Source organism: Rhizobium sp. Root149, from assembly GCF_001427345.1.
Classification (GTDB): domain Bacteria; phylum Pseudomonadota; class Alphaproteobacteria; order Rhizobiales; family Rhizobiaceae; genus Neorhizobium; species Neorhizobium rhizoryzae.
Genome location: NZ_LMGD01000026.1, coordinates 52,220 through 77,840 on the forward strand (window position 1 = coordinate 52,220; position 25,621 = coordinate 77,840).

The window sequence follows — 25,621 nt, forward strand, 5'->3', positions numbered from 1 at the left end:
AGCACATTGCCGCTCAGACTCCCAAATAGCCTTTGATCTTGCTCTCGTGCTGCTGCACGTCGGCCGCGAGCATCTCGTCAACGATCCGACCCGTTTCGATTACATAGAACCTGTCTGAGACCCGCGCCGCGAAGCGGAAATTCTGCTCAACCAACAGCACCGTGAAACCACGGTCGCGGATCGTCTGCATCACGCTGGCGATCTGAGAGACGATCACTGGAGCCAGACCTTCTGTCGGCTCGTCCAAGAGTAGGCATTGCGCTCCGGTACGCAAGATGCGGGCTAGAGCAAGCATCTGCTGCTCTCCACCCGATAGGTTTCCGCCGCTGTTGCGGCTTCTCTCACGCAGGTTGGGAAAGACGTCGTAGATCGCCTCGATCGTCATCCCCCCCGGCGCGACCACCGGAGGAAGGTTAAGGTTCTCCGTCACCGTCAGCGCCCGAAAGATTCCGCGATCTTCGGGGCAGATCGCCAGGCCTAGCCGTGCAATCTTGTGGCTTGGGAGCTTTGCGACGTCGTGGCCATCGAACGCGAGTTGACCGCTGCGGCGAACGAGACCCATGAGCGAACGCAGTGCGGTCGTCTTTCCGGCACCGTTTCTGCCGATCAGGGTTACGACCTCCCCCTTGCGAACCTCGAAATCCAATCCGTGCAGAACATGGCTCTCGCCATACCAGGCGTTCAGGTTTTTCACATCGAGCAGCGGCCCGGTCATCATGCATCATCTCCCAGATAGGCTGTGAGGACCTCCGGATGCTGCGACACCGTCTGATAGTCGCCTTCGGTCATGACCTTGCCCCGCGAAAGCACGGTCACTCTGTCGCAGAGGTCTTTGACGACGGACAAATTGTGCTCGACGATCAGCACCGTCCGACCGACGCGCACACGGCGTATCAGTTCGACGTTCCGTTGCACGTCCTCTTCGGTCATCCCCGCCATCGGCTCGTCGAGCAACATCAGTTTGGGATTGAGCGCGATAGTCGTCGCGATTTCGAGCGCCCGCTTGCGCCCGTAGGACAAATCCCCTGCGCGCGCCTTTCTAAAGCGTAGAAGATCGACCTGCTCCAGCAGGGAATCCGCTTCGTCGTCATACTGACGAAGAACATCCTCGCTGCGCCAGAAATCAAAGGATTCACCCCTTCTGCGCTGCAGGGCAAGCCTGACGTTCTCCAGGACGGTCTGCTCGGAAAATACCGAAGAAATCTGGAAACTGCGAACCAGGCCCACTTTGGCGACGGCGTCGGGTTTCGCCGCAGTGATATCCTGCCCTGCGAAGATGATGCGCCCCCTACTGGGCTGAACAAACTTAGTGAGAAGGTTGAACAACGTCGTCTTGCCGGCGCCGTTTGGTCCGATCAAGGCGTGAGTCGACCCTTCCTTTACCTGCAGGGAAACGCCCGCCACAGCTTCGAACGCTCCGAACGACTTACCCAATTCGATAGTTTCCAGTATCACGTGCCTCACCTTTCCATAGCTATGAAGCTGGCAAGCGTTAGCTTCGACGCGATTGGTCAGTTCGACTTGACGAGCGAGCACGCGCTTCCTGCCGCCGGCGGGAAGGCATCCGATCCTGGGATTTCCGCCACGACCTCGGCGACATCCCAGGCGTCCGGCAATGCGTCCGGGCCCTTACCGCGCATCAGATACATTTGATGCTGGAATGTACCGTCAGCCCGCAGCCGACCCTCGGTCGCAAAGACGTCGTTGATCGTTTTGGACTTCAGCTTCGCCATGACGACCGTAGCGTCGGTAGAGCCAGCCGAAGCCACGGCATCGAGGTAACTACTGACGGCGGAATAAACCGCCGCATGCGCCATCAGCGGACGATCTCCGGTCTTGCTCATGAACCGATCCGAAAATGCACGCGTCGTGTCGTTCAGGTTCCAGTACCAACTCGTGCTAAAGAGATACCCGGCCGCCGAGGCAGGCCCGAGCTCCTTTAGGACGCTGGGCTCGCTAAACGCGGATGTCACGCGGACGCCCGACTCCTGGATCTGGAACTCCCGGGATTGCTTCAGGGCGTTCACGAGGTCGGCGCCGCCCAGATTGAGCATGATAACATCGGCACCCGCAGCCTGAGCCTGCAACAGGTACGTCGAGTAATCGGTCGTACCGATGGCAACTTTAACGCCTCCGACGATCTCGGCATCGCTCTTCTCGAGAGCCTGGCGCGCGCCCTTTTCGAGGTCGTTCCCGAATGTATAGTCGGCAGTCACGAAGAACCACTTCTTGCCGCCTTCGGCGACTATCCCATTGACGGCAACCCGGGAAACAACTGCAGTATTGTAGCCCCACTGGGCCGCGGTCTTGGTGCAGGACTCACCGGTGATCTTTTCCGAAGCCGCGGAGCCGAAAAGGACGATCCGGCCCTTTTCCTCCGCTAGGCGCTGCACCGCCAGCGCGACTGACGAATTAGGAACGTCCACGATGACGTCGACACCCGTGTCGTACCATTCGCGACTGAGCGTCAGCCCGACATCCGGTTTGTTCTGATGGTCGCCCGACCGGATTTCGACGGCGTATTTGGGATCGGCGAAATCTTCTATCGCTAACTGCGCCGCAGCCAGCGAACCCTTGCCGATCATGGCATTGAGTCCGGAGAAGTCCGACAGGATGCCGATCTGAACTTTCTCCTGTGCCGCGGCGGGCGACAAGATGACGGCCACGCCTGCCATGCCGAGTATTAGCGCTGCGATAGTTTGCTTACCCATATCCTCTGATCCTCCCAACTGCTCCACCAGTTACGATTCCCCTACCATACGATGCATAGGTATGCAACACCGGTTGGCTCAAGAAAATCTCGTTTGCTCTCGCCTCGGGTGCGGAAGCCTGATAACATCTTGCAACCCTATACACGAGGAGTATCTTAAGATGGACGGAATGAAAGGCAGACGAGTTCTGGTGACTGCAGGTGCAAATGGCATCGGCCTGTCGATTGCGGAGCAGTTTGTCGCTTGTGGCGCTAAAGTTCATGTATGCGACGTCGATCATGAGGCGCTCTCGCGGTTGAGCTCCGACAAAATTACCGGCAGCCATTGCGACGTCTCAAACCGAGCTTCCGTTGAAAGCCTCGTCCACGCGGTTCAAGAGCAGCTTGGGGGGATAGACGTGCTGGTGAACAACGCGGGAATTGCCGGCCCGGCAGGGCCAGTCGATGAAGTGGATCCGCAGGAATGGGATCGGACCTTTGATGTGAACGTGGGCGGATATTTCAACGTTGTCCGCAAGATGATCGGGCTCATGGACGGGGAGCGGCAGTCAGCAATTATCAATATCTCGTCCTCCGCCGGCCGTCTGGGCTTCCCTTTCCGCTCACCATACGCATCCTCGAAGTGGGCGGTAGTTGGACTGACAAAGGCGCTTTCACTGGAGCTGGCTCCCCGCGGAATCCGTGTCAACGCCGTTCTACCCGGCGCGGTGGACGGGCCGCGATTGCAGCGGGTCATCGAGATGCAGGCGGAGGAAAATCGTATCTCGCGAGAGGAGATGTTGAGCAAGGTGGTCAGCCAGGTAGGCCAGAAGCGCCTGATATCCCCCACAGAGATCGCAACTGTGGTAGTCTTCCTCGCGTCCGAAGCTTCCTCTGCTATCTCCGGTCAGGCCATCGCGGTAGACGGGGATCTGCAGTCGATGTTTTAGGGGCGAGCATGCCAGTCAACACGCCCGACGATATGGTGATCGAGACCAAGCGTTCCGCGCGTCGCCGTGCGGCGACGTCCCTGGATGTGGCGCGTGAGGCGGGGGTATCTCAGGCAGCGGTGTCGAGGGCGTTCAGCAAGACCGCGAGTATCGCACCGGAAACGCGCAAGAGAATTCTTGCCGCCGCCGAACTGCTCAACTACCGTCCCAACCTTCTTGCGCGATCGCTGATCACCAACCGGACGCACACGATCGGAGTTGCAGTTGGATACATGGAAAACCAGTTCTATCCAAAACTTCTCCAATGTCTGTCGGAGGCATTGAGCCGCATCGGCTATCGCATCCTTTTGTTCACAACGCCCGCCGATGCCGATACCGATCCTCTCGTGGAGGACGTGTTAAAATTCAAGGTTGATGGTTTGATCCTGGCATCAACACTTTTGTCATCGAAAGCCGCAGAGAACTGCCAGCGGGCCGGCGTTCCGGTTCTGATGGTGAATCGCCGCTCCCAGGCGGTGTCGGTTTCCAGCGTCACCAGTGACAATTTCAGCGGAAGCGCGGCGATCGCGAACCTGCTTCTGGCCGCCGGCCATAAAAGTTTCGCCTACATATCGGGCAGACCAGAAACCTCGACCAGCCTGGAGCGCGAAAAGAGCTTCCGGGAAACGCTCAAGCGGCGGGGAATGGACGCGGAGGTAGTGTGCGGCAACTATCTGCTGCAGGACGCGCGCAGCGTCACACGCGAACTTCTTTCTCGGCCCAATCGCCCGGAAGCGCTGTTCTACGCGAACGACCACATGGCTCTGGCAGGACTTGAAGTGGCGAAATACGAATACGGCCTCTCGCCCGGCACCGACATTTCAATTGCGGGGTTTGACGATATCGCCGCAGCAAGCTGGCCGAGCTTCAACTTGACGACATATTCTCAGCCGATCGAACAGATGACCGAGAGGATTGTTGACTGCATGATGCGCTCCATCGAGCATCCAGATACTGATCCTGAACACATTATTGTCAGAGGCGATCTGATTCATCGTTCGTCCACGCGAAGATCCAGGATATAGCCTGTAACAGAGCCGTGTCGTTCGCCGAACATGAGCGTTTACGTACCTCCGAAGCTTATCGTGCTAGGCGACATGGGACCTCTGCACAAGCTGCTCCATGCGGACTGAAGAGATCAGTTGGACCCACTTGGACAGCTTAGCTCCGAACTTGAACGTCGAGTACGAGCTAGCTGGCGGCAGCTTCCGCGTTCGAACGTGAGCGGGACTGCGTCCGCCCTTTTCATAAAAACATCGCGGTCGAGGGCCTGACTGTCGTTGACCGTAAAGGTGCATATTGGGTTCCACTCCCTGTGCGTCAGATACGGCCTTTCTCGACAAAGATCGCGGCTTTCATTTTCTGCGCCATTGGTAACTCCTCCAGGGAAACGTGCTGTCCTGTCGCGATCCTCCCCCCTGATCCAGCCGATCGATTATATGCTCTCGCGTTGGTCCGACTTCGGCCGCTATGTTGACGACGGTAGAATTTGCATGACGAACAATGCCGCAGAAAGAGCGTTGCGCGGTGTCGCTTGCGGCAGAAAATCCTGGCTATTTGCCGGTTCCGATCGCGGTGCTGACCGCGCCGCCGTCATGCTCACCCTCATCATGACGGCACGCCTGAACGACGTCGATCCCAAGGCATGGCTCGCCGACATCCTTATTCGCATCGCCGATCTTCCCGACTCCCACCTGCACGAATTGCTTCCATGGGAGTGGAAAAACCTCCGGCAGATTGATAACCCGGTTTCTCTGCAGGCCGCCTGATGGAGAAGGGGACCAACAAATTGGATATAGAAGCTCAACTCTCTACACGCTGAAATACGGGGCCGAAATGCTCGGCGAAGACGAAGACTTCCTGCACGAATTCTCGATCGAAATGTTCTCCGAAGACGGCTGCCTCAGTGCCTATGACAACTTTCCAGCGTCAGAATTGAGCGAGCACATTGTCCTCTTCTCCGAAGACGGCATCGAGAACCTCAAATACATCGTCGAAGCCCGTAAGGACGCCGCCGGCGCATAAGAACCAGCGCAATCCGATCAGACTACACCGGCTCCGATACGCGCGCGAGGCCCTATCCCGTGGCCTTCCTCGGATGTTTACGACGCACCAACATTGGCCGCGTAACTTAAACCAAATGGTCTCCGGTAAAGCCGGGGCGGTTCAAACACCACGTTCCCTGATCAGCTTCACCGATTCAAGCTTATACTCGCGGCTGAATAATTCATCTTTTCGTTTAGGCTCCCCGCTTTCAGAAGGAACATCTTAACTTAAAGTCCAGCAAACCGGCAGCAGGCCATCCAGCGCTTTCAACACCTCATGCTCTGCTCTTCCGTAAATCGCTGTTTCTTCATAAGTCCGTCCTCGATGGGTCGGACTCTAACTCATTTTGGAAAAAATACTCAGTGACAGTCAGGCTTGGTCTAGTGTCAGCTTTTGGTTAGAAAATCATTATACAGCCACGGGCAATCGGGAATGCCTGGAGCCCTGATGCCTTCCCTTGCGGCCTTCAACCGCATTTCGCGCAAGGTTCGCCGCCCACCCTCTTCCTCAAGATAGAGTCGCTCGTGGCCCCAAAAACTGGGGCCGGCGGTCGTTTCGTGGGGCTCCCAGGTCGCCGGCTCAATGATCCGGCCACCCCAGCCGTTTTCGACAAAGAATCCGGACGGTGTATTCGCGTAAAACGAGGTCATGTAGTCGTTGGTATGGCGACCAAGAGTATAGGCAACCTTGCCTTCCTGCAGTTGGGCGAGATCGTAACCCTGACCGACGTCATCGAGATTTTTGAATTCCACCATGAAATGATGAAATCCTTTCCTGCCCGATCCCACCATTGCAAGGCTGTGGTGGCGCTCGTTGACGTGAAAGAAATAGAGTGGATAAGGTTCGATACCGAAATCGGAAACCGCAAACCCCAAGATATCACGGTAGAAGATCAGTTGTTCCTGAATGTTATCGACATGCAGGACGGCGTGTCCCATGCCGTAGGGTCCCGTCTTGAACCCTTCTATCGGCCGCCCCGGGACGAATGGCTCGGACGCGATCATTGGTTTCCAGAACAACTCGATGCGGTTGCCCGCCGGATCCAGGAAATAGATCAGTTCCTCAACGAAGCGGCGATCGGCCAAGTTCTTCGTGCCGAGGTTGACCTGGAAGCCGGCAGATTCAACGCGCGCCGCGTAAGCCACCAAATCATCCTTGTCCGATACTTCCCATCCCATGAAAGCAAGGGTATCGCCGACTTCGTCGGAGACGACAAAGCGTTGTTTTCGATCGTCCATGCGGAACGCGAGCGATTTTCCGGCACCATCGATCTTCTGCATTCCAAGCAGACCGCCTGCAAAATCGGCCCATTCTTCAAGCAAGGGCGAACGAACGCCCAGATATCCCAATGCGCATATTCCCATGACCTTGTATCCTTCGAAACAGACCGCTATCGCGCGGCTTTCAGTTGGTGTGACACCGCTGTCATCAGAAGAGTAACCTACGATTATCCGCCTGCTCCGACGGGCAAAGATCTTTCACCTCGCATGTCGCCTCACATCGAAGGGTCATGCTCCTGTCTTCCGACAGACGGCAGTTCGACACTCCGGACAATCAATGAAATGTCCGCCCTCCATCTACTGCGAGCGTGGCACCTGTGACGTAAGACGATTCATTGCTCGTCAGGAACAGGATTGATGCGGCGATCTCCTGCGCGGATGCGACGCGGTTCATCGCATATTTGCTGGCAACGGAAGATTTCACCTCGCCGTCCGCATCTTTTATCGCCGAGCCGGTCATGGGTGTGTCCACCATGCCGGGGCATACGCAATTTACCCGGACCGACGGCGCAAGTTCGATCGCAAGTGCGCGGGAGAATGCAATCACCCCGCCCTTGGAAGCGACATAGGCTGCAGAGCCCGGCCCGGGCGGCACGAGCGCGACACCCGATCCCAGGGTAACGATTGTCGAGTTCGCCGATTTTTCCAGATAAGGGAGCGCGCATCGGCAGACCGTGTAGGTGCCCGTCAGGTTCACGGCCAAGGAACGGTTCCATATCTCCGGGCCGGTATCCCTGAACAGGGCGGCATCGAAAATGCCGGCTGTCACCACGAGGCCGTCGATCGACCCCAGAGATTGCGAGAGCTTGAGAAAGGCCTGCTCGACAGATTTATGCTCGGTGATATCCGCTTCCACGGCATCACCGCCGCACGCTTCGGCGACCTCCCTGCCGGCATCCAGCGAGCGATCGAGAATACCCACGCGGGCGCCCTCTCGCACAAATAGATCGGCGGTTGCACGGCCGATCCCTGATCCGCCGCCTGCAATCACGATTGTTCTACCGGACAGACGCTTATCCACGATGGTCATATCATGCCTCTTCCGGCTTCGCGCCATTGGCTGCCAGCCATCCACCATCCACGACCAGCACATGTCCCGATATAAAGCTGGCATCGGGCGACGCGAGAAAATGAACCGCGCTCGCGATGTCGTCGGGCGTACCCACTCTGGGAAAGGGCGTCGTGTCGACCATGAGCCGCTGGAACGCGCGATCGTTATCGATGCGCTCGGCTGTCAAAGGTGTCTTGATGAGGCCCGGCGCCACGCCATTCACCCTGATACCTGTCGGTCCGTAATCGGCGGCCATCTGCCTGGTCAGCCCGACCATTGCGGCCTTTGTCACAGAGTACACGCCTCCGCTGGCACTCCCTCTGAAGCCGAAAATGGAGCAGATATTGATCATCGAACTTCCGGGCTTCATCACTTCGAGAGCTGCTCGGCTATAGCGTAGCTGTGCTCTGATATTGACGTTCAGGAATCGGTCGATCTCCTCATCCGTCGTTTTGCCTAGGGGCTTTGGACGGCCGATCCCTGCATTGTTTACCAGAACGTCGAGATTCCCGAAGGCGCTCAGGGCAATATCAACCGCCGCCTGCGGCGCAGCGTCCCCCGTGATGTCCTGCGCCAGGATTTTGACGCGCTCGGGGGCCAGTTTCTGCAAGTCTTCCAAGCCCTGCATATCAATGTCGCTGGCGACGAGACGATATCCCTCCCTTATGAACCTCTCTGCGGTGGCGCGGCCTATTCCCTGGGCAGCTCCCGTCAACAGGACAACTTTCATGCTCTTCTCCCTGGCTTTCAATAATTGGTCTCAGCGTCGCGTTCGATGCCGAGCGTTCGCGCGATGACGTCGATGGCCCCACCCAGGTCCGGGATCGCGTCACCGCGCCAGGCGACGTGCTGGTCAGGCCGGACAAGGATCAGCGGCCGCTCGTAGATGGCTGCGAGTTTGCCGGCCTCGATTTCAACGATCTTGAGGGGGACGCCGAATTTTGCGGCCGCCTCCTCGAAACGGCCACGCCCTTCCGTCTTCGCGAAGATCAGGAGCGTCAGCCAATCGCCGAGAAGGTCATAGATAGCGGTACCATCAGGTAAAAAAGTGCTGGGAAGCCGTGCTCCCGGAAATGTCGAAGGCGCGTAAACCGCTGGATCAAATTCCGGGGCCGCGCCCTCCTCACGTCCAACAACCGGGGAACCGTCATAGACATAGCCGTGCTCGATGCCCCATGCTTCGTTTTCGAGGTTTCCGAGAGATGCGATGTCTTTCGAAGCCTGCGAGCGCGCCAGATCGCCGCGGCTTCCCTGCTCGAAGAGAGCATCGCCATAGATGGCCCCGATCGCGCGTCGGACGTCGTTGTTTTTCTTCGCCGCAGCACAGTTTCTCTTGCCGACGGGCAATCTTTCGGCCTCATAGCTGGCGAGCAGGGTTTCGCCTGCAAAGTCCAAGACCTTGGCAGCCAGTTTCCAGCCGAGATTGGTTGCGTCGCCTATGCCGGTGTTCATCCCATATCCCCCGGTCGGGATATATTGGTGGGCGGCGTCCCCTGCGAGAAAAACGCGGCCACTGCGATACGACTTGGCGACGAGGAGATGGGGCGCCCATCGGTTGGCGACCAGGATCTCGGCATCGATGTCTCGTCCAACAAACCGCCGGATCAGTGACCTTGGGTCGACATCGCCCATTTCCCCATCCGGGAAGCGGGAATGGAGCGTCCAGATCGAGTCATCGTCCTGGGCGATGAGGGTCCCGTACACAGACTGGTAGTGCCACGCCACACCCCAACGCATCAGAAGGTCTCTTTCAGACGATCTGAAATGCGTCATGAACCGTTCCATGACCCGCGCCTGTCCTTCGAGCTCAATGCCCGCTTCCTGACGAACCTGACTGCCACCGCCGTCGCAGCCGACGAGATATTGACAGGAAATCTCCTGCGTCTTTCCTTCGACGACGTCTCGCAATGCAACGACAAGTCCGCTCTCACTTTCCCGGTAAGAATGGAATTGCGTGTTGAATCTGTGCTCGATGAGAGGCTGACGTGCGATCGCCGCCAGCAAGACCGGCTCGATGACGACCTGAGATACCCGCATGGGCGGCTCCAGCGGCTGAGTTCCGTCGTTGGTCTGCCTGATCCGTTCCCGCATCGCATCGACCGACGGATATGAGAACCGATGCAATTCCTCACCGGTGAAGTCGGTTATCCAGGAAACATCGAATGGATGAGATGTCGGAACGGCCGCAGCGCGAAGTTCTTCGGCTATCCCCAGCGCGCGAAACAGTTCCATGCTTCGCGAGTTCGTGATGTCCATTTTCGGATGTTTGGTCGTCGTATCGTTTCGCTCGACGATCAGGCATCGGACGCCGCGCCGCGCAAGATCTAACGCCAGCGTCATTCCCACAGGGCCACCGCCCGCGACTACAACAGGGACACTGTTCAAAACCTGTTCTCCCGGTTAACAAAAGAAATTCTAGAATTTTAGGAGCCCACGTTTTAAGTGAGCTTCTTGATGTCAGGACACTTTGTTCCGCAAACGTTCTCCGATCTGGAGAATATGCTGCTTCATGACATCGCGCGCGCGCTGAGGATCCTTCGATCTTACAGCTTCGATGATGGCTTCATGTTCGGCATGTGCGCTTTTGAGCCTGTCCGCGAAAAGTGGCCGGCGTGACGTGGCGACGAAAAAGTCACTTCTGTCGCCCAGAGATTCGACGACCTCGGCGACCGGTATCGAACGCGACGCCCGACGCATCTCGAAATGAAGACGCCTGTTGAGGTGGCGATACTGAAGACCTATCGCCTCCGGATTGGTCTTCAGCTCCCGCAATTCACCAATCTGTTCCGAGATTGATGAGATTACGGCGATATCACTTCGATCGGCGCGTTCGGCGAGCAACTCGGCTATCAGCGCTTCGCCTTCGGCAAAAAGACGAAAGAAATCGCTGATCTCATCCGGCGAGTATTTGCGGACCTGACAACCGACCTGGGGAACGATCAAGACGAATCCTTCCAAAGCCAGACGCTTGAGGGAATCCATCACCGGCTGTCGGCTGACATTCAGGTCTTTGGCGAAGTTCTCGACAGGAAGGGTCTCAAGCGTATCAAACCTGCCGTCAAGGAGCAAATCCTTGATATAGCTGTAGACATACTCTGCCAGACCGGCTCGACGTGTTGTCTGTTTGATGGATAACACTTCAGTCCGCTGCATCAAATTCTGTCCCGGTAGCCGCCCGATTCGCTCAAGCTCTTCCATTCTCGTAATATCCTCAAACAACCTCGTCCGCGACCGTATTTCTCAGTATGCCGATTCCGGAGATTTCGACCTCGACGATGTCGCCATCCTTCATGAACACAGGCGGCTCCCTGAAAACGCCAACGCCTCCCGTCGTTCCGGTTACAATCACGTCGCCCGGCAGCAGGGGTGTAAATGTCGAGCAATAGGCGATCAGTTGCTTCACGTCGAACACGAGATCGGATATCGGAGCCTCCTGCATCACCGTGCCATTGAGCCGCGTGGTGAGTTTGAGCGCGGCAGGATCCGATATCTCGTCAGCGGTAACCAGCCACGGCCCGAAACCACCGGTTCTGAAGAAATTCTTGCCCGGGGCGAACTGAGACGTATGACGCTGCCAATCCCGTATCGAGCCGTCGTTGTAGCAGGCGTAGCCCGCCACGTAGTCGAGAGCCGCCTCTGGCGAGACCCGTCTGGCAGGCTTACCAATGATGACCGCCAGTTCGCCTTCGAAATCCAGCTGGCTGGACTCACGAGGGCGTAGAATGGATCCGCCGTGCCCGACCTGCGACGCGGGAACCCGCGTGAAGACAACCGGATGTTCAGGAGCCGGCCGGCCCGTCTCCGCCAGGTGCGTGGCGTAGTTGATGCCGATGCAGAAGATCTTGTCGGGGTTCGGAATGACCGGAAGAAAGGTGACATCGGCGATATCGAGAACCGGCGCCACGTCTCGGCTCTTCATATCGATGCCATTTGCCAGAGCGGAACGAAGATCGTGAACACCTTCGCCAGCGACGGCCCCAAGATCAAGGATCTTTTCCTTTTCCGCAATGCCCCAGCTTTCGCGACCCGAGACGGAAAAACTAACAAGCTTCATTACATCATTCCTTGTCTGACACAGACTGCTTGGTTCAAGTGGATTGTCTAGAGGGCACGGACGTCCCAGTGGACTTCGACCGGCTGCATTATGTAGCGGTCCGCCTCGGCAAGAATGCTCCTGCCCTCGACGCGGATTTCCTCTGCTATGCGTTCGACATGACGAGCGTCGTCGCGGATTGCGGATTGCGCATTCAGCCACTGGTTGGCATCGTTCCAACGGACGAGACTGACGAGGGAAGGAAGGCGCGATCCGGATATGCCCTCGAAAACCCCGATGACCTTGGCACCGGCCTGCGAGCGCGCTGCCAGATCGTATTTCATGAGCGTTTCGCGCATGGCGGCGGCCCGACCGTTGGCGGCGCAGTGCAATGCAAGTTCGTATGTCTCGCCCGCAGACAGGGGCATCGGCTCGGATAATTCGCCCGTATCCAGGCCGCGCAGAAACTGGATTTCGTAGTGCTCGACCAGTTCGGAAGGACCGTTAGTCCTTTCCCGCGCCTCGTGCCAATCAGGATCTGCGACGAAACTGCCAAATGCCGCGGCACGTTCCTCGAAGTTCTTCCAACGCATCAGGTATACGAATGCCGGCATTTTCGGACCGCTGTAGCATGTCCAGCTACCAATGATCCGTATCCCGTGCCTGGGGAAAAGGGTCTTTATATCGTCGCGAAAGCGCCGGGCCATATCTTCGAGCCGTCCTGGAGCGATGGCGTAGATTCGCAATTCATAAAGGCTGTCGTCCGAGGTGTTCATTGTCATCATCCGTTGGTGTGGAAGTGGAGGCCCGCAATTGTCAGGCGGGCCTGCCTTCTTTCACTTGGCGAGGGTCCAATTCCCGCCTTTGACGGTCACGAGAAACGTTGCGTCGTCGCCGACACCCCATGGCCATTTCGGATCGGCGAATGTGTATATGCTATGGGTTCCGGGCAGCCGGTCGATTTCTCGCATTCCGTCTCTGACAGCAACGCGGAACTCGGGGGTGCCGGGCTTCGCCTTCTTCAAGGCTTTCTCGATAGCCTGGGTGGCAAGAAGCCCGGAATCATAACCAAACCCCGAAATCGCGTCGGCCTTGTCTTTTCCATAGGTTGAGTTGAACTTGTTGAAAAAATCCCGAACGACGGCTTTTCTAGGTTCGTTGTCGGGCAACTGATCGCCGACCGCGATCGCTCCGACCGACGCGAATATGCCTTCGATCGCTGAGCCGCCCAGGCTGAGGAAATCCTTGTTGAAGATGCCGTTCCCGTTATAGATCGGGCCGGCATAGCCTCGTTCGTTCAAGGTGACGTTCGCAAGCACGCCCGGCGATCCGGATACGCCGAGGAATACAGCGTCCGGCTTGGCGCCGATAACCCGCAAAACCTGTCCGGTGACAGACGTATCCGACCGCGCGTAGCGCTCATCGGTAATAATCTTGTAACCTCCCTGCTCCGCGAAGCTCTGGAGCGCCTTCAAGCTGATATCACCCCAGGCGTCCGAGAATCCGATGAAGCCGACGGTCTTGACACCGCGCTTCTTCATGTCGCCAATGATCGGGACAATCCATTTCATCGGAGGTGGTGGAATGTTGAACAACCACTCGTCACGAGCGTCCCCGAGAGTTACCGGCGCGGCGGGCAACAGCGCGATTTTCGAAGAGGAAGCCACCTGAGCGATTGCGATGGCAGCCGGCGTCGTCGTCGGTCCCAGAAGAACGTCGACCTTTTCCTCTTCAATGAGCTTTTTAGCGTTTCTGGTCGCAATCGCCGGATCGCCTGCATCGTCAAGAATAACGAGCCTGACCTTCTCGCCCCCAATCTCCTTGGGAATGGCGATCTGGATGGCCTGGTTCTGCGAAATGCCTTGGGAGGCGGCAGATCCTGAAAGCGCATGGATGACGCCGACCTTGACTTCCGCACTGGCGACGCCGAAGCTCGCAGCGAGTACTCCAGCGACCAAAGCGGTCCTGATGATATGGTTCTTACTCATTCATTCTCCTCCTTTTGAAACGAAATTCACCCACCACTGGCCTGGCGATACCGCCGATTGTTCCGCTCAGATCGTGGAGCCCCCCAGATAGGTCTGCATGACACGCGGATGGTTGAGCAGGTCCGGTGCCGGTCCGGACATCACGATCTCGCCAGTTTCAAGGACATAACCAAAGTCGGCCGTCTGCAGGGCGGCCCTGGCATTCTGCTCTACCAGCAGGACTCCGACATTCATCGACCTCAGATTTGCAATGATCTGAAAGATCTCGCGGACGATGATGGGAGCCAGGCCGAGGCTCGGCTCGTCCAGCATGAGAAGCTTCGGACGTGCCATCAGAGCGCGGCCCAATGCCAGCATCTGCCTTTCACCGCCGGAAAGCGTTCCGGCTTCCTGCCCTGCCCTCTCGGCAAGCCTCGGAAACAGCGAGTAGACCTTGTCGAAATCCTCGCGAATAGACGCCCTGCTCTGGAAGCGACGGCTGTAGGAACCCAGCGTCAGGTTGTCCCTCACCGTCATTTCTGAAAACAGCTCCCGCGTCTCCGGCACGAGGATGATCCCTTTTCCGACACGCGCTTGAACTTCGTGGCGGCCGAGCTCGGCTCCTTCGAAAGAGGCATGACCCTTGTAGGGCATCAATCCCATCAGCGCTTTGAGGAACGTGCTCTTGCCGGCGCCGTTGGGGCCGATGATCGTAACGATCGTTCCAGCCTCGATTTCGATCGAAATATCGCGAATGGCGGCAATCTTGCCGTAACTCGCATCCAGTCCGTTGACCTTGAGAAACGACATCAGGCGACTCCCCCAAGATAGGCTTCCTGGACTTTCGGATCGTTGCGAACCTCCTCCGGGTCTCCGATGGCCAGACGCCGGCCGAACTCCAGGACGACGACGTCGTCGGCAAGGCCCATGACGAAATCCATGTCGTGTTCGACGAGCAGTATCGTGATGCCGTTCCCGCGCAATCGACGAAGAAGCGCAGCAAGATCCTTCTTCTCCAGGGCGCGCAGACCGGCCGCAGGCTCGTCGAGGATGACAAGGAGAGGGTCCGAGGCAAGCGCCCGTGCAATTTCGAGGAGACGCTGCTGACCAAGCGCGAGATTCCCGGCCAGCATATAGGGGTCATCACCGATTCCGACTTCATGGAGCGCGAGAAGAGCGAGTTTTTCGAACTGCCGCTCCTCTTCTCGATCGAGCTTGAGGACGCCCGCAAAGAAGCCGGACTGCATTCTCCAATGCGCACCCATCATGACGTTTTCCAGCAGGTTCAGTTTGGGTCGCAGCTTGACATGCTGGAACGTGCGCGAGAGCCCCCTGGAAATGAGCCGACGCGCCGGTCCCGCCGCCACGGTCTGGCCAATGAAGGAGACCGAGCCCGTGGTGGGGATCTTCAAGCCGCTGATCAGATCGAAGGTCGTACTCTTGCCCGCGCCGTTCGGGCCGATCAGGGCGAGAATCTTGCCCTGCCGGACATCGAAGGTCAGGTCGGAGACCGCCACGAGACCGCCAAAGCGCTTTGTCACGGCATCCAGCCTGAGAAGCGGCTCTCGTCCCCGGTCCGCGTCCTGCGTGCGGCTATAGGAAAGGCCTTCTCCGTCCGCAATCCTGGGCAGTTCCGGGCGGGGGCGCGAGGGCAGGATACGGCTGAGCAAAGGTGAGAGGCCGCGCGGCGAATACTGAATGATCAGGATGAAAACCAGGCCGAAGATCACAATTTCAGCGGTGCCACCTCCAAGCCCCAGAGCCGGAAGCAGATCCTGTATCCAGTTTCGACCAAGGGTTACCACCGCTGAGCCCACCACTGCGCCAAGCACATTGCCGACGCCTCCGAGCACGGACATCAGCAGGATCTGCATGCCGGCATTCAGATCAAACGATGTCGGGGAAATAAAGTGCTGCGTATGCGCGAAAAGCCAACCTGAAATACAGGCCAGTTCCGCTGCCAGCACGAACAGAAGCATGCGGACCCGGAAGCCGTGGACGCCGAGGCTCTCAGCAAGGAGCGCGCCGCCTCGGAGCGCACCGATCGCCCGGCCAAGTCTCGATGAGAGCAGGTTTGCCGATCCGATCAGTGCCAGAACCAGAATACCCCAGACCAGGTAATAAGCCTGCTCGGGACGGGCCAATTCATATCCGAACACGGCTATCGACGGTAGGTCGCCCACCCCGCTGTGCGCGCCGAGCGGCGTGATCGTCCCGAGCAGCATGTAAATTGCCACAGCCCAGGCCAGTGTCGTAATGGGAAGATAATGACCTCCGAGATGCAGCGTGATGCCGCCCATGACCAAAGCGCAAACTGCCACGACGACCATTGCCGCAACCAGGCCGATCCAGGGGTCCAGGCCCATGCGAAGGCTCAGATAGGCGGAGCAATATGCGCCGATGCCGGCGAAGGCAGCCTGGGCGAACGAGGTGATCCCCCCGGAGCCGGTCAACAGTATCAGGCCGAGCGTCGATATTGCGTAGATACCGACGAGGTTGAGCATCGATATGCTGAAGGATGTCAGAATGAGCGGCAGGATCAGCATGAGGATGATCGCAGACGTCAGGATCAGATTGAAGGTCGCCCTCGAAATGCTTCCGGATGTTTTAGTGTTCTTATTGCTCATCAGGCGTGCTCCTCTTCTTCCTCGACGGAATGAGGAGTGATGAATACTCTCAGCAAGATGATCGGCACTATCGCCAGGTAGACGATAATTTCCTTGAAGGTGCTGGCGAAGAATGAGGAATAGGACTCGACTATGCCGATCAGCACCGACCCCAGTGTCGCAAGCGGATAGCTTGCAAAACCGCCGAGAACGGCGCCGACAAAGCCTTTCAGGCCGATCATCAGACCCGAGTCATAATATATGGTCACACTCGAACCGATGAGGATGCCGACGACCGAAGCAATGATGCCGGCCATCATGAACGATATGCTTCCCGCCCGGCGCGTCGAAATTCCCACCAGCCGCGCGCCGTCCCTGTTGAAGGCCGTAGCCCTCAAAGCCTTGCCTGAAAGCGACTGGTTAAAGAAGACCGCAAGCATTGCAGCGATCAAGATTGCCGCGGAGACCACCGCAAGCAGCTGATACTGCAGCATGACGCCGAAGAGATCAAAAGATCCTCGAATGATCGCCGCGGTGCGAATGCCTTCCGGCCCGAAGAAAAGCAGAGCGAGCCCGGAGATCAGGTAATGAAGCACAAGCGCGACAATCAACAAAGTCAGCGTCGACGCGGTTTCAATCGGCTGGAAGACGATTCGATACAGGAGCGGCCCGATCGGAACGACGAGCGCTATGGTTAAAGCGATCTGAAGAGCCGGATGCAGCATGGCTCCGGCGATAAGATAACTTATGGCCGCCGGAAGCAGCGGAAGAATGAGCCAGATCAGCACTGCGCGAGGCATATGCCTATACTCGCCACGGCGAGCGAGCGCGATGCATTCGGCGGCGACGGCCAGAAATGCAAGAACGGCGATCAGTGCTACCGTCCCCGGCAGCCTTCCTTGCTGCAGCGCATGCAGGGTCAAGGCGGCATAAGCGATCAGATCGCCGTAGGAGGCAAAGATGATGCGCGTTGTCGTGAACACGAGGACGAAGCCCAACGCCAGCATTGCGTAAATCGCCCCAGAGCCCATGCCGTCCTGAAACAGGATAGCGGCTATCTGCAAGTCCATTTTCTCTCCTCCCGCATATCGAGCTCCCAGCTTCGGTAGCAGCGCTCGTAACGCGAGCTTTTGACATTCCTCTCCATCAAATGATGAAGAGCCACGTGAAACTGTAATTCTAATATTCTAGTATGTAAATGCCGTATTAGTTTTTCGGCACCTGTTTTCCGTCCAGGAACGCAGGAACCCACGGCATGAGGATCACTTCACCGAAAAGACCTTCCCTGGTGAACGGATCTCCGGCGATGAAAGCTTCGGCCTCGGCCATGGTGGCAACGTTGAGAAGGATCAGCCCGCCCGAATAGGCGCTGGAATCGTTGAGCAGGCCTCCCGACGCGACAAGCAGATGAGCGTTAGCCTGGAGATAACGGTAGTGCTCCGCACGGCATGCATCGCGAATGGATGCGCCGTCGCTGCGATCACGGGTGAAAATCATGAAAGCCATATCATTCTCCGCGATTATGCTTCGTTTGTGCCGAGTGCCTTGCCGATGATGTAACCAAAGGTCAAAGCAGGTCCCAAAGTTATGCCGGCTCCGGGATACGTCCCGGCCATGACGGAATTCATGTCGTTGCCACAGGCATAGAGACCTGCGATCGGAGTGCTCGCTTCGTCGAGAACGCGAGCAGATGCATCGGTGACAAGGCCCCTTGTGCTGCCGATGTCGCCGGGAAAGACCTTGACAGCATAAAACGGCGCTGTCGAGATCGGCCCAAGGCACGGATTGGGTTTGTGAGCGAGATCGCCCTGATGCTGGTCGTATGCGTTGCTTCCCTTGCCGAAGTCCGGGTCATGGCCCGCAATGGCAAACCGGTTGTGTCTGTCGACTTCATTTTGCAGCGCATCGGAGGGAACCCCGATCGCCGCCGCCAGATCGACAATACTGGAACCCGCTTTCAGATATCCTGATTTGATGAAACGCATCTTCGAGCCAATGCCCGGACGGACGAGACCCATGCCATAACGACGAATGAACCTGGCATCGCACACCAGCCAAGCTGGCACCGCGGATCCGGCCTTGTCCTCGATCATGGCTCGAACGAAACTGTGATATGACGTGGCCTCGTCGACGAAGCGCCGGCCACTCCTATTCACCGCGATCAGTCCCGGCTTCGCACGATCCAGGAAGAGGTGCGGAAACCTGACCTCCCTACCATCCGGCTGCTGCATGACCGAGACAGGAGCATAGTTGGCTGGATCGACCACGTTCTGATCGACCCTTGCGCCCAGCGCTATGGCAAGCTTCTGAAGGTCGCCGACATTGCCGGCCGGAGCCATTGTGTAATGCCGGTCAGGGGTCGCCAGCGCATCCCGCATACCGGCGCCGTCAGCTGCTGCGCCTCCGCCGGCCAAAACGATGCCACGTCGCGCCCGAACGGTTACAGGCCGACCTGCGCGGATCATGTGCGCTATCCTCACCTGTCCGTCTTCCTGCTCAAGCGACTGGGTGGTGACGCCACTCCACAATTCCACTTTGGCATCGATTGCGGACTTGAGCAGCTGCGCAGCAAGCGAATTGCCCTGAAGCAAGCGCGTACCACGTCCATATAGCAACTTTTCCTTGAAGAAGAGCGTGATCATCCTTGCCGTCGCCAGGAAGTTGGCCGGTGATTTGAGGGAATTGAGAAGACCGTCGATCTCCTTTCTCCCGACCATCATGCCTCCGAAAACGAGAAATTCCTTCAGCGGCCATTTGAGAGACGAGAATTTACTGCCGAGCCGGCTACCGTCGTACACTTGCGGGTCCATGCTTCGTCCGCCATGCGACGCACCCTCGACATCAGGAAAATAGTCAGGCGCCCACTGACGCGGAATCAGACGGAGCTCGGTGTTGTCGTGCATGAATTGCACCATCTCGGGACCGTTTGCGATGAATGCATCGACGAGATCCTGGCGGATCTTGTTTCCACCGACGTGAGAGAGATAGGCCTTTGCCTGCTCTCCACTATCGGTCAACCCGATCTTGGCCATCTCGCGATTGTTGGGGATCCAAACCACTCCGCCTGAGATCGCGGTACTCCCGCCGAACACGGGCTCCTTTTCGGCCAGAAGGACAAGTGCGCCGCACCTCGCTGCAACTGTAGCAGCGGCAAGTCCCGCCGCGCCGGAACCCAGAACAAGAACATCGACTTCAATACGGCTCATATACTTAATATCCATGGACCGAGGCCAAGGCCTCAATTGATCAATCCGCGCCTCACCCAACGATAGGGAGGCGACAGCGGGATTTAGACAGCAAGCCCGTGTCAGGCCGATAGAGGGCCCGTAAGCGTTCGCCCGCCATCGACGATCAGGACGGCGCCGGTCACGAACTTTGCCTCTGACGAAGACAGGTAGCCTACGGCGGCGGCGACGTCTTCCGGTTCGCCGAAGTGGCCGAGCGGGATGCGCTTCACAACGTTGGCGAAATCGCTGTCCTGTCGTCCGAGCAGCATTGGAGTGGCGATCGGCCCCGGCGCAACCGCGTTCACGCGAATCCCTCTGCTCGCGAACTCCAGCGCAAGCGATTTCGTGAGCGCGCCAACCGCTGCCTTTGAGGCCGAATAATGCGAAGTATACAGCCCCCCGAACATGGAGACCGATGCCAAATTGACGATTGCGCTTCCGGCTTTCATCTTCGGCACGCATCGGCGAATGAGTTCAGCCGTTGCCACGACATTGAAGTCGTATTGCAGCCGAAAATCGGCGGCAGTCAGATTGTCGAATTCGGCAGAGTTAAAAATGCCGGCATTGTTGACCAGAATGTCGACCTCGGCGAGATCGTCCGAAAACCTGTCGAGCGCGTTCGCATCCGTCAGATCGAAGGATGCCGAGGTGCAATTGTGCCCGGCCGCACCGAGATCGGCCGTCACCTTCGCCAGAGAACGAGGATCCATGTCGATCGCCACAATCCGGTTCCCTCGTCGTGCGAGCTCAAAACAAATCGCACGTCCGATACCTCCACCTGCGCCCGTAACAACACATACTGCTGACATGATGGACGACCTCCTCCCACAACATTTCATGTTCAATGACCATTTGCAGGACACCGTTCACAGCTAATATTCTAATATGTTAGTATTGTCAAACCGATCTCTCACTCTCAATATTTTTTAACGTCTCTCGTTTTCACAGGGGCGAGAACTAGAGCAGTCGAAATCGTATGCTAAGGGCGAACAGAATGAGAGCGCATGCGACCCGCCGCAGCCCGGCTGGCAGACGAAGCGATCGAAATCCGTTCAGCATCTGATGTTCGGCATCCCAAGTGTAGATGCCGGTAAGGTTGAGATGCTCCCAACTCAGCGGCGAGATGTGCTTCAACAGATGTCGGGCGAAGTGAGAAATTGACCCCCTAACGAAATGGAGAATTGCCCCCTCGTGTCAAACGAGGAGAGATGGATGACGACTGAGATTTCGGCGCATCCTGCAACGTCACGAACGATGCAGGGCGGGGATATGCTTCAGGCTGATGAGGTGGTGGCGATGTTGCGGCTGCATGATCTTGGCTGGGGCGCCAAACGGCTGTCGAAGGAGTTCGGCTGCGCACGCAACACAGTGCGGCGATATCTCCGCGAGGGCGGTGCTGCGCCGTTCAAAAAGCCGGTCCGCCGTACTGCTTTTGATGGACTGGATGACTGGTTACGCGAGCGCTTTTTCCGGCATGACGGCAATGCCGATGTGATCCGTCAGGAACTGGCCGCCGAGCACGGCATCAGAATTGGTCTTCGGTCTGTAGAACTGAGAGTTCGTCAGTGGCGACGAGAGTTAAAGGCGCAGAGCGAGCGACCGTTCGTTTTGAGACTGCTCCGGGTCATCAGATGCAGGTCGACTTTGGGGACACGAAGGTGTGGATTGGCGGTGAACGGGTTCGCATTCACGTGTTTATCGGGACGCTGAGTTATTCGCGGCGTTTGCACACGCGCGTATCGTTGCGCGAGCGTCAAACGGATTGGTTCGAAGGGATGGAAGGCGCCTTCTTACGGTTCGGCGGCGTAACGGCAGAAGTGCTGATCGATAATGCGAAGGCGCTGGTCGAGCACCATGATGCTGTGACCCGGGAGGTAAGATTCAACCCGCGTCTGCATGCCTTCGCACGGTACTGGGGGTTCATGCCGCGTGCCTGCGCACCCTATCGGGCACGTACGAAAGGCAAGGACGAGCGTGGTGTCGGCTACGTCAAGAAGAACGCTATTGCCGGCCGCCGCTTTGAAAGCTGGGCTGCATTCGAGGCACATCTGGATCGGTGGACGCGTGAGGTTGCTGATCAGCGTGAACACGGGACTACTGGAATAAAACCGGCGGATCGTTTTGCTGACGAAGCGAAGGCGTTACGTCCATTGGCCGGTTGGGCAACATTTGGACAGTTGCGGGATTTGGTCCGCATGGTTCAGTCGAATTGTGCCGTTGATCTCGATACAAACAGCTATTCGGTTCCTTGGCGCCTGATAGGTGAGAGTGTCCAGGTGGTGGTCTTGGCTGGCCGTGTCATTATACGGCATGCCGGCCAAGTGGTCGCCGACCATGCCGTTTGCGAGGGACGACGACAACGGATTGTAGACCGAGCGCATTTTATCGGTGTTGCCGGGGCCGAGGGGCTCGTGCGAGCCGCTGCACCCATCGAGCTTTCGCCCTCCAGCCTCTTGCGTCCGCTTGCGGAATACGAGGCGGTTGTCGGAGGGAGCTGGTGATGGCGAACGTTGATCATGACCTGTTGATCGCGACCCTCGATCGGTTGAAGCTTACGGCGATCCGCGACCAGCTCGACACTCTGCTGGATGAGGCGGCTCGTTCAAAGATGAACCTGCGCGAGGCGCTGGCTTTCCTTGTATCGCGCGAGATTGCCCGGCGCGACGAGCGGCGAATATCGATGTCGAGCAAACTGGCGCAATTCCCGTTCGTTCGCGAATTGGACGGCTTCGACTTTGAGGCGCAGCCATCACTGGATCAGGGCCAGATCCGGGAGCTCGCGACCTGCCGATGGATCGCCCATGGCGACACGGTGCTATTCCTTGGCCACCGGGCACAGGCAAGACCCACCTGGCCGTGAGCCTTGGCCGGGAAGCCATCCGTCAAAACTACAACGTCCAATTTGTCACGGCGGCGACGCTGGTGGCGATGCTGGCGAAGGCCCATAGCGATGGCTAACTCGATAAGCAGTTGACCATCCTGTCGCGGCCGAAGCTGCTGATCATCGACGAGCTTGGTTACTTGCCCTTCGAGGCCAACGCCGCACATCTGTTCTTCCAACTGGTGTCCCGCCGTTACGAAAAGGGCTCGATCCTGATCACCTCGAACCGTTCTGTAGGGGAATGGGGAAGCGTATTTGGCGACCCAGTCGTGGCAACGGTGATATTGGACCGTCTGCTTCACCACTCGACCGTGATCACTATCCGCGGCGACAGCTATCGACTGCGCGAAAAGCGCCGCTCCGGCCTTCTGCAGAAGGCCGGAGCGGCGCTTAAAACCGATGAAACTGCAAATCAATGAAGGGGTCAGTTCTTCAATTCGCCGAAGGGGTCAATTCTTCGCTTCGCTTGACAACAGAGTATCCGGAATGTCTCGACCCGCTCACTTCAGTTGTGTGATTGCACGGTCGAGATAGACTCTATTCCAGTGGAAGATGGCTGTAGAATTTCGATCCGGGTTCACTGCGTAATGCAATTGGCCTGACCCCATAAGGTGGTCCGGTTTCAGTCTTAATGTATGATCGGCTTTTCGGCCATGGCCTGGGCAGATGGCGGTGCCGATCCGGGCGGCACCGCAGGCCAGATGATAGCCTGCGGTGCCGGGGGTTTATATCCGAGCGATGAGTGCGGCCGCTCGGTATTGTAGTAGCGTCGCCAAGCCTCGATGATGACCTTTGCCTCGGCGAGGCTATAGAAGATTTCACCGTTGAGCAGTTCGTCGCGAAGCTTCGAGTTGAAGCTCTCGCAGTAGCCGTTCTCCCATGGGCTTCCTGGTTCGATGAATGCGGTCTTCGCACCGACAGCGGCAATCCACTCCCGCACGGCCTTGGCGATGAACTCCGGGCCGTTGTCGGAACGAACATGGCCCGGCACGCCGCGCAGGATGAACAGGTCCGACAAAACATCAATGACGTCGGTGGAGTTGAGCTTGCGATCGATGCGGATTGCCAGGCATTCCCGGGTGAACTCGTCGATGATGTTGAGCATGCGGAATTTCCTGCCATTGTGGGTGCGGCCCTCGACGAAGTCATAGGACCAGACATGGTTGGGGTGCTCCGGTCGAAGCCGGATGCACGATCCGTCATTCAGCCAGAGACGCCCTCTTTTCGCTTGCTTTTGGGGAACCTTAAGCCCCTCCCGCCGCCAGATGCGCTCGACGCGCTTGGCATTCACCGTCCAGCCTTCGCGCCGCAGCATCGCGGTGATCCTGCGATATCCATAACGGCCATAGCGGGAAGCGAGCCGGATGATGTCGGCGGTCAATGCCTCTTCATCTGGCCTGCCTCCAGGCCTCTTGCGCTGGGTCGAACGGTGCTGGCCCAGAACCTTGCAGGCGAAGCGCTCCGAGAGGGAGAACTTCGCCATGACATGGTCGATGCATCGGCGGCGGCGGGAAGGGCTCATAAGTTTCCCGAGGCAGCCTCTTTCAAGATCAGTTTCTCGAGCGTCAGGTCCGACACCGCCTTGCGAAGCCGCTTGTTGGCGAAGCGAGCCAAAGGACTCGGCTCATTCCCCCGCGTCCATTCGAGAGGAGCTTGGCGCGCGCTTTATCGAGCGTGCCGATGAAAGGGTCTATTACCGGAGCGAGGAGGTCGAGGGATATATGTGCCAGTGGGCGAGACTATTGGCTCAAGGTCATTCCGACGGTCTGTACGAAGAAGCGTTGGGGCTCGTTACCGTCTTGGCGATCCACAAGGCGACAATGTCACAATTGAGAGAGCCGCAGTCCCTTGGCAGAGCCCCTCTGGCACTTATCGACGAGTTTATCGAGGAAAACCTTGGCTCAAATCTCAGCCTATCGAGCCTTGCAGAACTTGCGGGCCTTAGCCGCTTCCACTTCAGCAGGGCGTTTAAGGCGGCGACCGGAGAGACCCCATATAAGCACGTGCTCCGACGTCGAATGGAAAAGGCCAAATTACTTCTGGCCGCAGGAGAAATGACTATCGACGAAATCGCCGGCAGGCTCGGCTTCCAGGATAGCGCGTATTTCCAGAGGACTTTCAAATCATGGATGGGAATGAGTGTGAAGGCGTTCAAAGACCGCCTGTAGTCCCATCGTCTCCGTCGCGTTGACAACTTTGGTGATTCCGTCACCCGGCAACTCGGTCGATTAGTAAACTATTAAGTGGGAGGGACCTTCCCTGGTTTCGTGAACTGGAGTTCATCGCAGTTTTATGCGACGTGGACACCAACCTGAGCGGGCGGAAGCCGAACTGTTCCTTCGTTATGGCTCACGGTTGCGAAGGCAACGATAACGCGATGCTCGGGCTTTGACGGTTAGTCGACATCCTCGAATGATCATGCCAATCAACCAACTAGAAGAAGGTGTCGCATCGAAGTAACAAGTGTTTTTATCAATGAAGCGTCGAGGCGACTGGCATCTTTGTTATTTGACACAGTGAAAGGAGCCAGCATGGCAACTCCATCGTGGACACGAGCCATGCTCCACTCAGAGAATGTCCGCTCTTCGGCTGCCGCAAGTTCAATTAGGCTCACGCGCTTGTGCCTGAGGTCTTGGCAGATCTTTTCAAATGTCGCTTCAAGCGCCGGCAGTGGCCCTTCTAAAGCTTGAATGAAAACGCCTTCCGAGGCGATTAAGGCGCCTGTAAGCCCTACATTGCTATTTGATAAGGCGGAACTTCGCACAATGTCTCCGATCTGACGATCGACGTCATCTTGCGAGCCTTTAAGCGATACATCGCTACGATAGAGCAGCTTATAGAGGGGCACGGGG

The 25,621-nt window shown here is 57.6% G+C and carries 22 protein-coding genes and 5 pseudogenes; 7 read left to right on the forward strand and 20 right to left on the reverse strand.

The window, feature by feature from the left end; translation table 11 throughout:
* Nucleotides 1-13: 13 nt before the first annotated feature.
* From ASD54_RS25340 to ASD54_RS25350, 3 genes are read right to left on the reverse strand one after another with little or no spacing between them, the layout of a single operon-like run.
* On the reverse strand, nucleotides 14-715 hold the full coding sequence (locus tag ASD54_RS25340; RefSeq protein ID WP_062557474.1) for an ABC transporter ATP-binding protein: 702 nt from the start codon (nucleotides 713-715) through the stop codon (nucleotides 14-16).
* Entirely contained in the window at nucleotides 715-1,464 is a 750-nt protein-coding gene (locus ASD54_RS25345) for an ABC transporter ATP-binding protein (RefSeq protein ID WP_156379382.1), read from the reverse strand. The genes ASD54_RS25340 and ASD54_RS25345 overlap by 1 nt, the downstream gene beginning before the upstream one ends.
* Before the next feature lie 47 nt (nucleotides 1,465-1,511).
* The gene (locus tag ASD54_RS25350) at nucleotides 1,512-2,711 is read right to left on the reverse strand and encodes an ABC transporter substrate-binding protein (protein ID WP_062557386.1); all 1,200 of its coding nucleotides are present in this window, start codon (nucleotides 2,709-2,711) and stop codon (nucleotides 1,512-1,514) included.
* A 169-nt stretch (nucleotides 2,712-2,880) separates the two neighbouring features.
* Between ASD54_RS25350 and ASD54_RS25355 the strand changes: the two genes are divergently transcribed.
* The 4 genes and pseudogenes from ASD54_RS25355 to ASD54_RS25370 all read left to right on the forward strand — a co-directional run bounded on the left by ASD54_RS25355 (nucleotide 2,881) and on the right by ASD54_RS25370 (nucleotide 5,703).
* Nucleotides 2,881-3,639 (forward strand): SDR family oxidoreductase, encoded by a 759-nt coding sequence (locus ASD54_RS25355; RefSeq protein ID WP_244484855.1) that lies wholly within the window; start codon nucleotides 2,881-2,883, stop codon nucleotides 3,637-3,639.
* A gap of 8 nt (nucleotides 3,640-3,647) precedes the next feature.
* Nucleotides 3,648-4,703 carry a LacI family DNA-binding transcriptional regulator gene (locus tag ASD54_RS25360; RefSeq protein WP_082547396.1) on the forward strand — a complete coding sequence of 352 codons (1,056 nt, stop codon included), beginning with the start codon at nucleotides 3,648-3,650 and terminating at the stop codon, nucleotides 4,701-4,703.
* A gap of 363 nt (nucleotides 4,704-5,066) precedes the next feature.
* Nucleotides 5,067-5,447: pseudogene (locus ASD54_RS25365) on the forward strand (transposase); the annotation flags it as partial.
* A 67-nt stretch (nucleotides 5,448-5,514) separates the two neighbouring features.
* Nucleotides 5,515-5,703 (forward strand): hypothetical protein, encoded by a 189-nt coding sequence (locus ASD54_RS25370; protein ID WP_244484856.1) that lies wholly within the window; start codon nucleotides 5,515-5,517, stop codon nucleotides 5,701-5,703.
* Between the two features lie 407 nt (nucleotides 5,704-6,110).
* On the opposite strand, the gene ASD54_RS25375 is transcribed toward ASD54_RS25370, so the two are convergent.
* From ASD54_RS25375 to ASD54_RS27540, 15 genes and pseudogenes are all read right to left on the reverse strand, one after another.
* Entirely contained in the window at nucleotides 6,111-7,088 is a 978-nt protein-coding gene (locus ASD54_RS25375; protein WP_062557390.1) for a VOC family protein, read from the reverse strand.
* A 190-nt stretch (nucleotides 7,089-7,278) separates the two neighbouring features.
* A complete protein-coding gene (locus ASD54_RS25380) occupies nucleotides 7,279-8,034 on the reverse strand; it encodes an SDR family NAD(P)-dependent oxidoreductase (RefSeq protein WP_062557391.1) in 756 nt (251 codons plus the stop codon).
* 1 nt (nucleotide 8,035) lies between these two features.
* Nucleotides 8,036-8,785 (reverse strand): SDR family oxidoreductase, encoded by a 750-nt coding sequence (locus ASD54_RS25385; protein ID WP_062557392.1) that lies wholly within the window; start codon nucleotides 8,783-8,785, stop codon nucleotides 8,036-8,038.
* Nucleotides 8,786-8,802: 17 nt separating this feature from the next.
* Nucleotides 8,803-10,440 (reverse strand): FAD-dependent monooxygenase, encoded by a 1,638-nt coding sequence (locus ASD54_RS25390; protein ID WP_062557393.1) that lies wholly within the window; start codon nucleotides 10,438-10,440, stop codon nucleotides 8,803-8,805.
* 72 nt (nucleotides 10,441-10,512) lie between these two features.
* On the reverse strand, nucleotides 10,513-11,253 hold the full coding sequence (locus ASD54_RS25395) for a GntR family transcriptional regulator (protein WP_062557394.1): 741 nt from the start codon (nucleotides 11,251-11,253) through the stop codon (nucleotides 10,513-10,515).
* Between the two features lie 13 nt (nucleotides 11,254-11,266).
* Complete coding sequence (locus ASD54_RS25400) at nucleotides 11,267-12,109, reverse strand: fumarylacetoacetate hydrolase family protein (RefSeq protein ID WP_062557395.1); 843 nt, start codon at nucleotides 12,107-12,109, stop codon at nucleotides 11,267-11,269.
* Nucleotides 12,110-12,156: 47 nt separating this feature from the next.
* Nucleotides 12,157-12,864, reverse strand: coding sequence for an NIPSNAP family protein (locus ASD54_RS25405; RefSeq protein ID WP_062557396.1), 708 nt, complete (start codon nucleotides 12,862-12,864; stop codon nucleotides 12,157-12,159).
* A gap of 60 nt (nucleotides 12,865-12,924) precedes the next feature.
* On the reverse strand, nucleotides 12,925-14,076 hold the full coding sequence (locus ASD54_RS25410; protein WP_062557397.1) for an ABC transporter substrate-binding protein: 1,152 nt from the start codon (nucleotides 14,074-14,076) through the stop codon (nucleotides 12,925-12,927).
* A gap of 66 nt (nucleotides 14,077-14,142) precedes the next feature.
* On the reverse strand, nucleotides 14,143-14,865 hold the full coding sequence (locus ASD54_RS25415) for an ABC transporter ATP-binding protein (protein WP_156379376.1): 723 nt from the start codon (nucleotides 14,863-14,865) through the stop codon (nucleotides 14,143-14,145).
* Complete coding sequence (locus ASD54_RS25420; RefSeq protein ID WP_062557399.1) at nucleotides 14,865-16,682, reverse strand: branched-chain amino acid ABC transporter ATP-binding protein/permease; 1,818 nt, start codon at nucleotides 16,680-16,682, stop codon at nucleotides 14,865-14,867. The genes ASD54_RS25415 and ASD54_RS25420 overlap by 1 nt, the downstream gene beginning before the upstream one ends.
* The gene (locus ASD54_RS25425; protein ID WP_062557400.1) at nucleotides 16,682-17,731 is read right to left on the reverse strand and encodes a branched-chain amino acid ABC transporter permease; all 1,050 of its coding nucleotides are present in this window, start codon (nucleotides 17,729-17,731) and stop codon (nucleotides 16,682-16,684) included. Before ASD54_RS25425 ends, ASD54_RS25420 begins: the two co-directional genes overlap by 1 nt.
* 136 nt (nucleotides 17,732-17,867) lie before the next feature.
* Nucleotides 17,868-18,167: a YciI family protein gene (locus ASD54_RS25430; RefSeq protein WP_062557401.1), complete on the reverse strand. Its 300-nt coding sequence runs from the start codon at nucleotides 18,165-18,167 to the stop codon at nucleotides 17,868-17,870.
* A 14-nt stretch (nucleotides 18,168-18,181) separates the two neighbouring features.
* A complete protein-coding gene (locus ASD54_RS25435; protein ID WP_062557402.1) occupies nucleotides 18,182-19,867 on the reverse strand; it encodes an FAD-binding protein in 1,686 nt (561 codons plus the stop codon).
* A 101-nt stretch (nucleotides 19,868-19,968) separates the two neighbouring features.
* A complete protein-coding gene (locus ASD54_RS25440; protein ID WP_082547399.1) occupies nucleotides 19,969-20,727 on the reverse strand; it encodes an SDR family NAD(P)-dependent oxidoreductase in 759 nt (252 codons plus the stop codon).
* A gap of 118 nt (nucleotides 20,728-20,845) precedes the next feature.
* Nucleotides 20,846-21,028 (reverse strand): annotated as a pseudogene (locus ASD54_RS27540) (hypothetical protein); the annotation flags it as partial.
* A gap of 72 nt (nucleotides 21,029-21,100) precedes the next feature.
* On the opposite strand from ASD54_RS27540, the pseudogene istA reads away from it, so the two are divergent.
* A pseudogene (gene istA, locus ASD54_RS25445) lies at nucleotides 21,101-22,389 on the forward strand (IS21 family transposase).
* Nucleotides 22,389-23,188: pseudogene (istB, locus tag ASD54_RS25450) on the forward strand (IS21-like element ISSme2 family helper ATPase IstB). Before istA ends, istB begins: the two co-directional pseudogenes overlap by 1 nt.
* 209 nt (nucleotides 23,189-23,397) lie before the next feature.
* Here istB and ASD54_RS25455 read toward each other — a convergent pair.
* Nucleotides 23,398-24,368: pseudogene (locus tag ASD54_RS25455) on the reverse strand (IS3 family transposase); the annotation flags it as partial.
* Nucleotides 24,369-24,490: 122 nt separating this feature from the next.
* Between ASD54_RS25455 and ASD54_RS25460 the strand changes: the two are divergent.
* The gene (locus ASD54_RS25460) at nucleotides 24,491-24,937 is read left to right on the forward strand and encodes an AraC family transcriptional regulator (protein ID WP_062557404.1); all 447 of its coding nucleotides are present in this window, start codon (nucleotides 24,491-24,493) and stop codon (nucleotides 24,935-24,937) included.
* Between the two features lie 257 nt (nucleotides 24,938-25,194).
* Here the strand turns inward: ASD54_RS25460 and ASD54_RS25465 are convergent, their stop codons facing one another.
* A complete protein-coding gene (locus ASD54_RS25465) occupies nucleotides 25,195-25,617 on the reverse strand; it encodes a BLUF domain-containing protein (RefSeq protein WP_062557405.1) in 423 nt (140 codons plus the stop codon).
* Nucleotides 25,618-25,621 lie beyond the last annotated feature (4 nt).

What these genes read in the sequence shown, in the direction of transcription:
- ASD54_RS25425 (WP_062557400.1), bottom strand. Translation starts at nt 17,731, where the DNA reads ATGGACTTGCAGATAGCCGCTATCCTGTTTCAGGACGGCATGGGCTCT.
- ASD54_RS25415 (WP_156379376.1), bottom strand. Translation starts at nt 14,865, where the DNA reads ATGTCGTTTCTCAAGGTCAACGGACTGGATGCGAGTTACGGCAAGATT.
- ASD54_RS25370 (WP_244484856.1), top strand. Translation starts at nt 5,515, where the DNA reads ATGCTCGGCGAAGACGAAGACTTCCTGCACGAATTCTCGATCGAAATG.
- ASD54_RS25440 (WP_082547399.1), bottom strand. Translation starts at nt 20,727, where the DNA reads ATGAAATGTTGTGGGAGGAGGTCGTCCATCATGTCAGCAGTATGTGTT.
- ASD54_RS25405 (WP_062557396.1), bottom strand. Translation starts at nt 12,864, where the DNA reads ATGAACACCTCGGACGACAGCCTTTATGAATTGCGAATCTACGCCATC.
- ASD54_RS25400 (WP_062557395.1), bottom strand. Translation starts at nt 12,109, where the DNA reads ATGAAGCTTGTTAGTTTTTCCGTCTCGGGTCGCGAAAGCTGGGGCATT.
- ASD54_RS25360 (WP_082547396.1), top strand. Translation starts at nt 3,648, where the DNA reads ATGCCAGTCAACACGCCCGACGATATGGTGATCGAGACCAAGCGTTCC.
- ASD54_RS25355 (WP_244484855.1), top strand. Translation starts at nt 2,881, where the DNA reads ATGAAAGGCAGACGAGTTCTGGTGACTGCAGGTGCAAATGGCATCGGC.
- ASD54_RS25340 (WP_062557474.1), bottom strand. Translation starts at nt 715, where the DNA reads ATGACCGGGCCGCTGCTCGATGTGAAAAACCTGAACGCCTGGTATGGC.
- ASD54_RS25410 (WP_062557397.1), bottom strand. Translation starts at nt 14,076, where the DNA reads ATGAGTAAGAACCATATCATCAGGACCGCTTTGGTCGCTGGAGTACTC.
- ASD54_RS25380 (WP_062557391.1), bottom strand. Translation starts at nt 8,034, where the DNA reads ATGACCATCGTGGATAAGCGTCTGTCCGGTAGAACAATCGTGATTGCA.
- ASD54_RS25435 (WP_062557402.1), bottom strand. Translation starts at nt 19,867, where the DNA reads ATGAGCCGTATTGAAGTCGATGTTCTTGTTCTGGGTTCCGGCGCGGCG.
- ASD54_RS25395 (WP_062557394.1), bottom strand. Translation starts at nt 11,253, where the DNA reads ATGGAAGAGCTTGAGCGAATCGGGCGGCTACCGGGACAGAATTTGATG.
- ASD54_RS25430 (WP_062557401.1), bottom strand. Translation starts at nt 18,167, where the DNA reads ATGGCTTTCATGATTTTCACCCGTGATCGCAGCGACGGCGCATCCATT.
- ASD54_RS25350 (WP_062557386.1), bottom strand. Translation starts at nt 2,711, where the DNA reads ATGGGTAAGCAAACTATCGCAGCGCTAATACTCGGCATGGCAGGCGTG.
- ASD54_RS25460 (WP_062557404.1), top strand. Translation starts at nt 24,491, where the DNA reads ATGTGCCAGTGGGCGAGACTATTGGCTCAAGGTCATTCCGACGGTCTG.
- ASD54_RS25375 (WP_062557390.1), bottom strand. Translation starts at nt 7,088, where the DNA reads ATGGGAATATGCGCATTGGGATATCTGGGCGTTCGTTCGCCCTTGCTT.
- ASD54_RS25385 (WP_062557392.1), bottom strand. Translation starts at nt 8,785, where the DNA reads ATGAAAGTTGTCCTGTTGACGGGAGCTGCCCAGGGAATAGGCCGCGCC.
- ASD54_RS25420 (WP_062557399.1), bottom strand. Translation starts at nt 16,682, where the DNA reads ATGAGCAATAAGAACACTAAAACATCCGGAAGCATTTCGAGGGCGACC.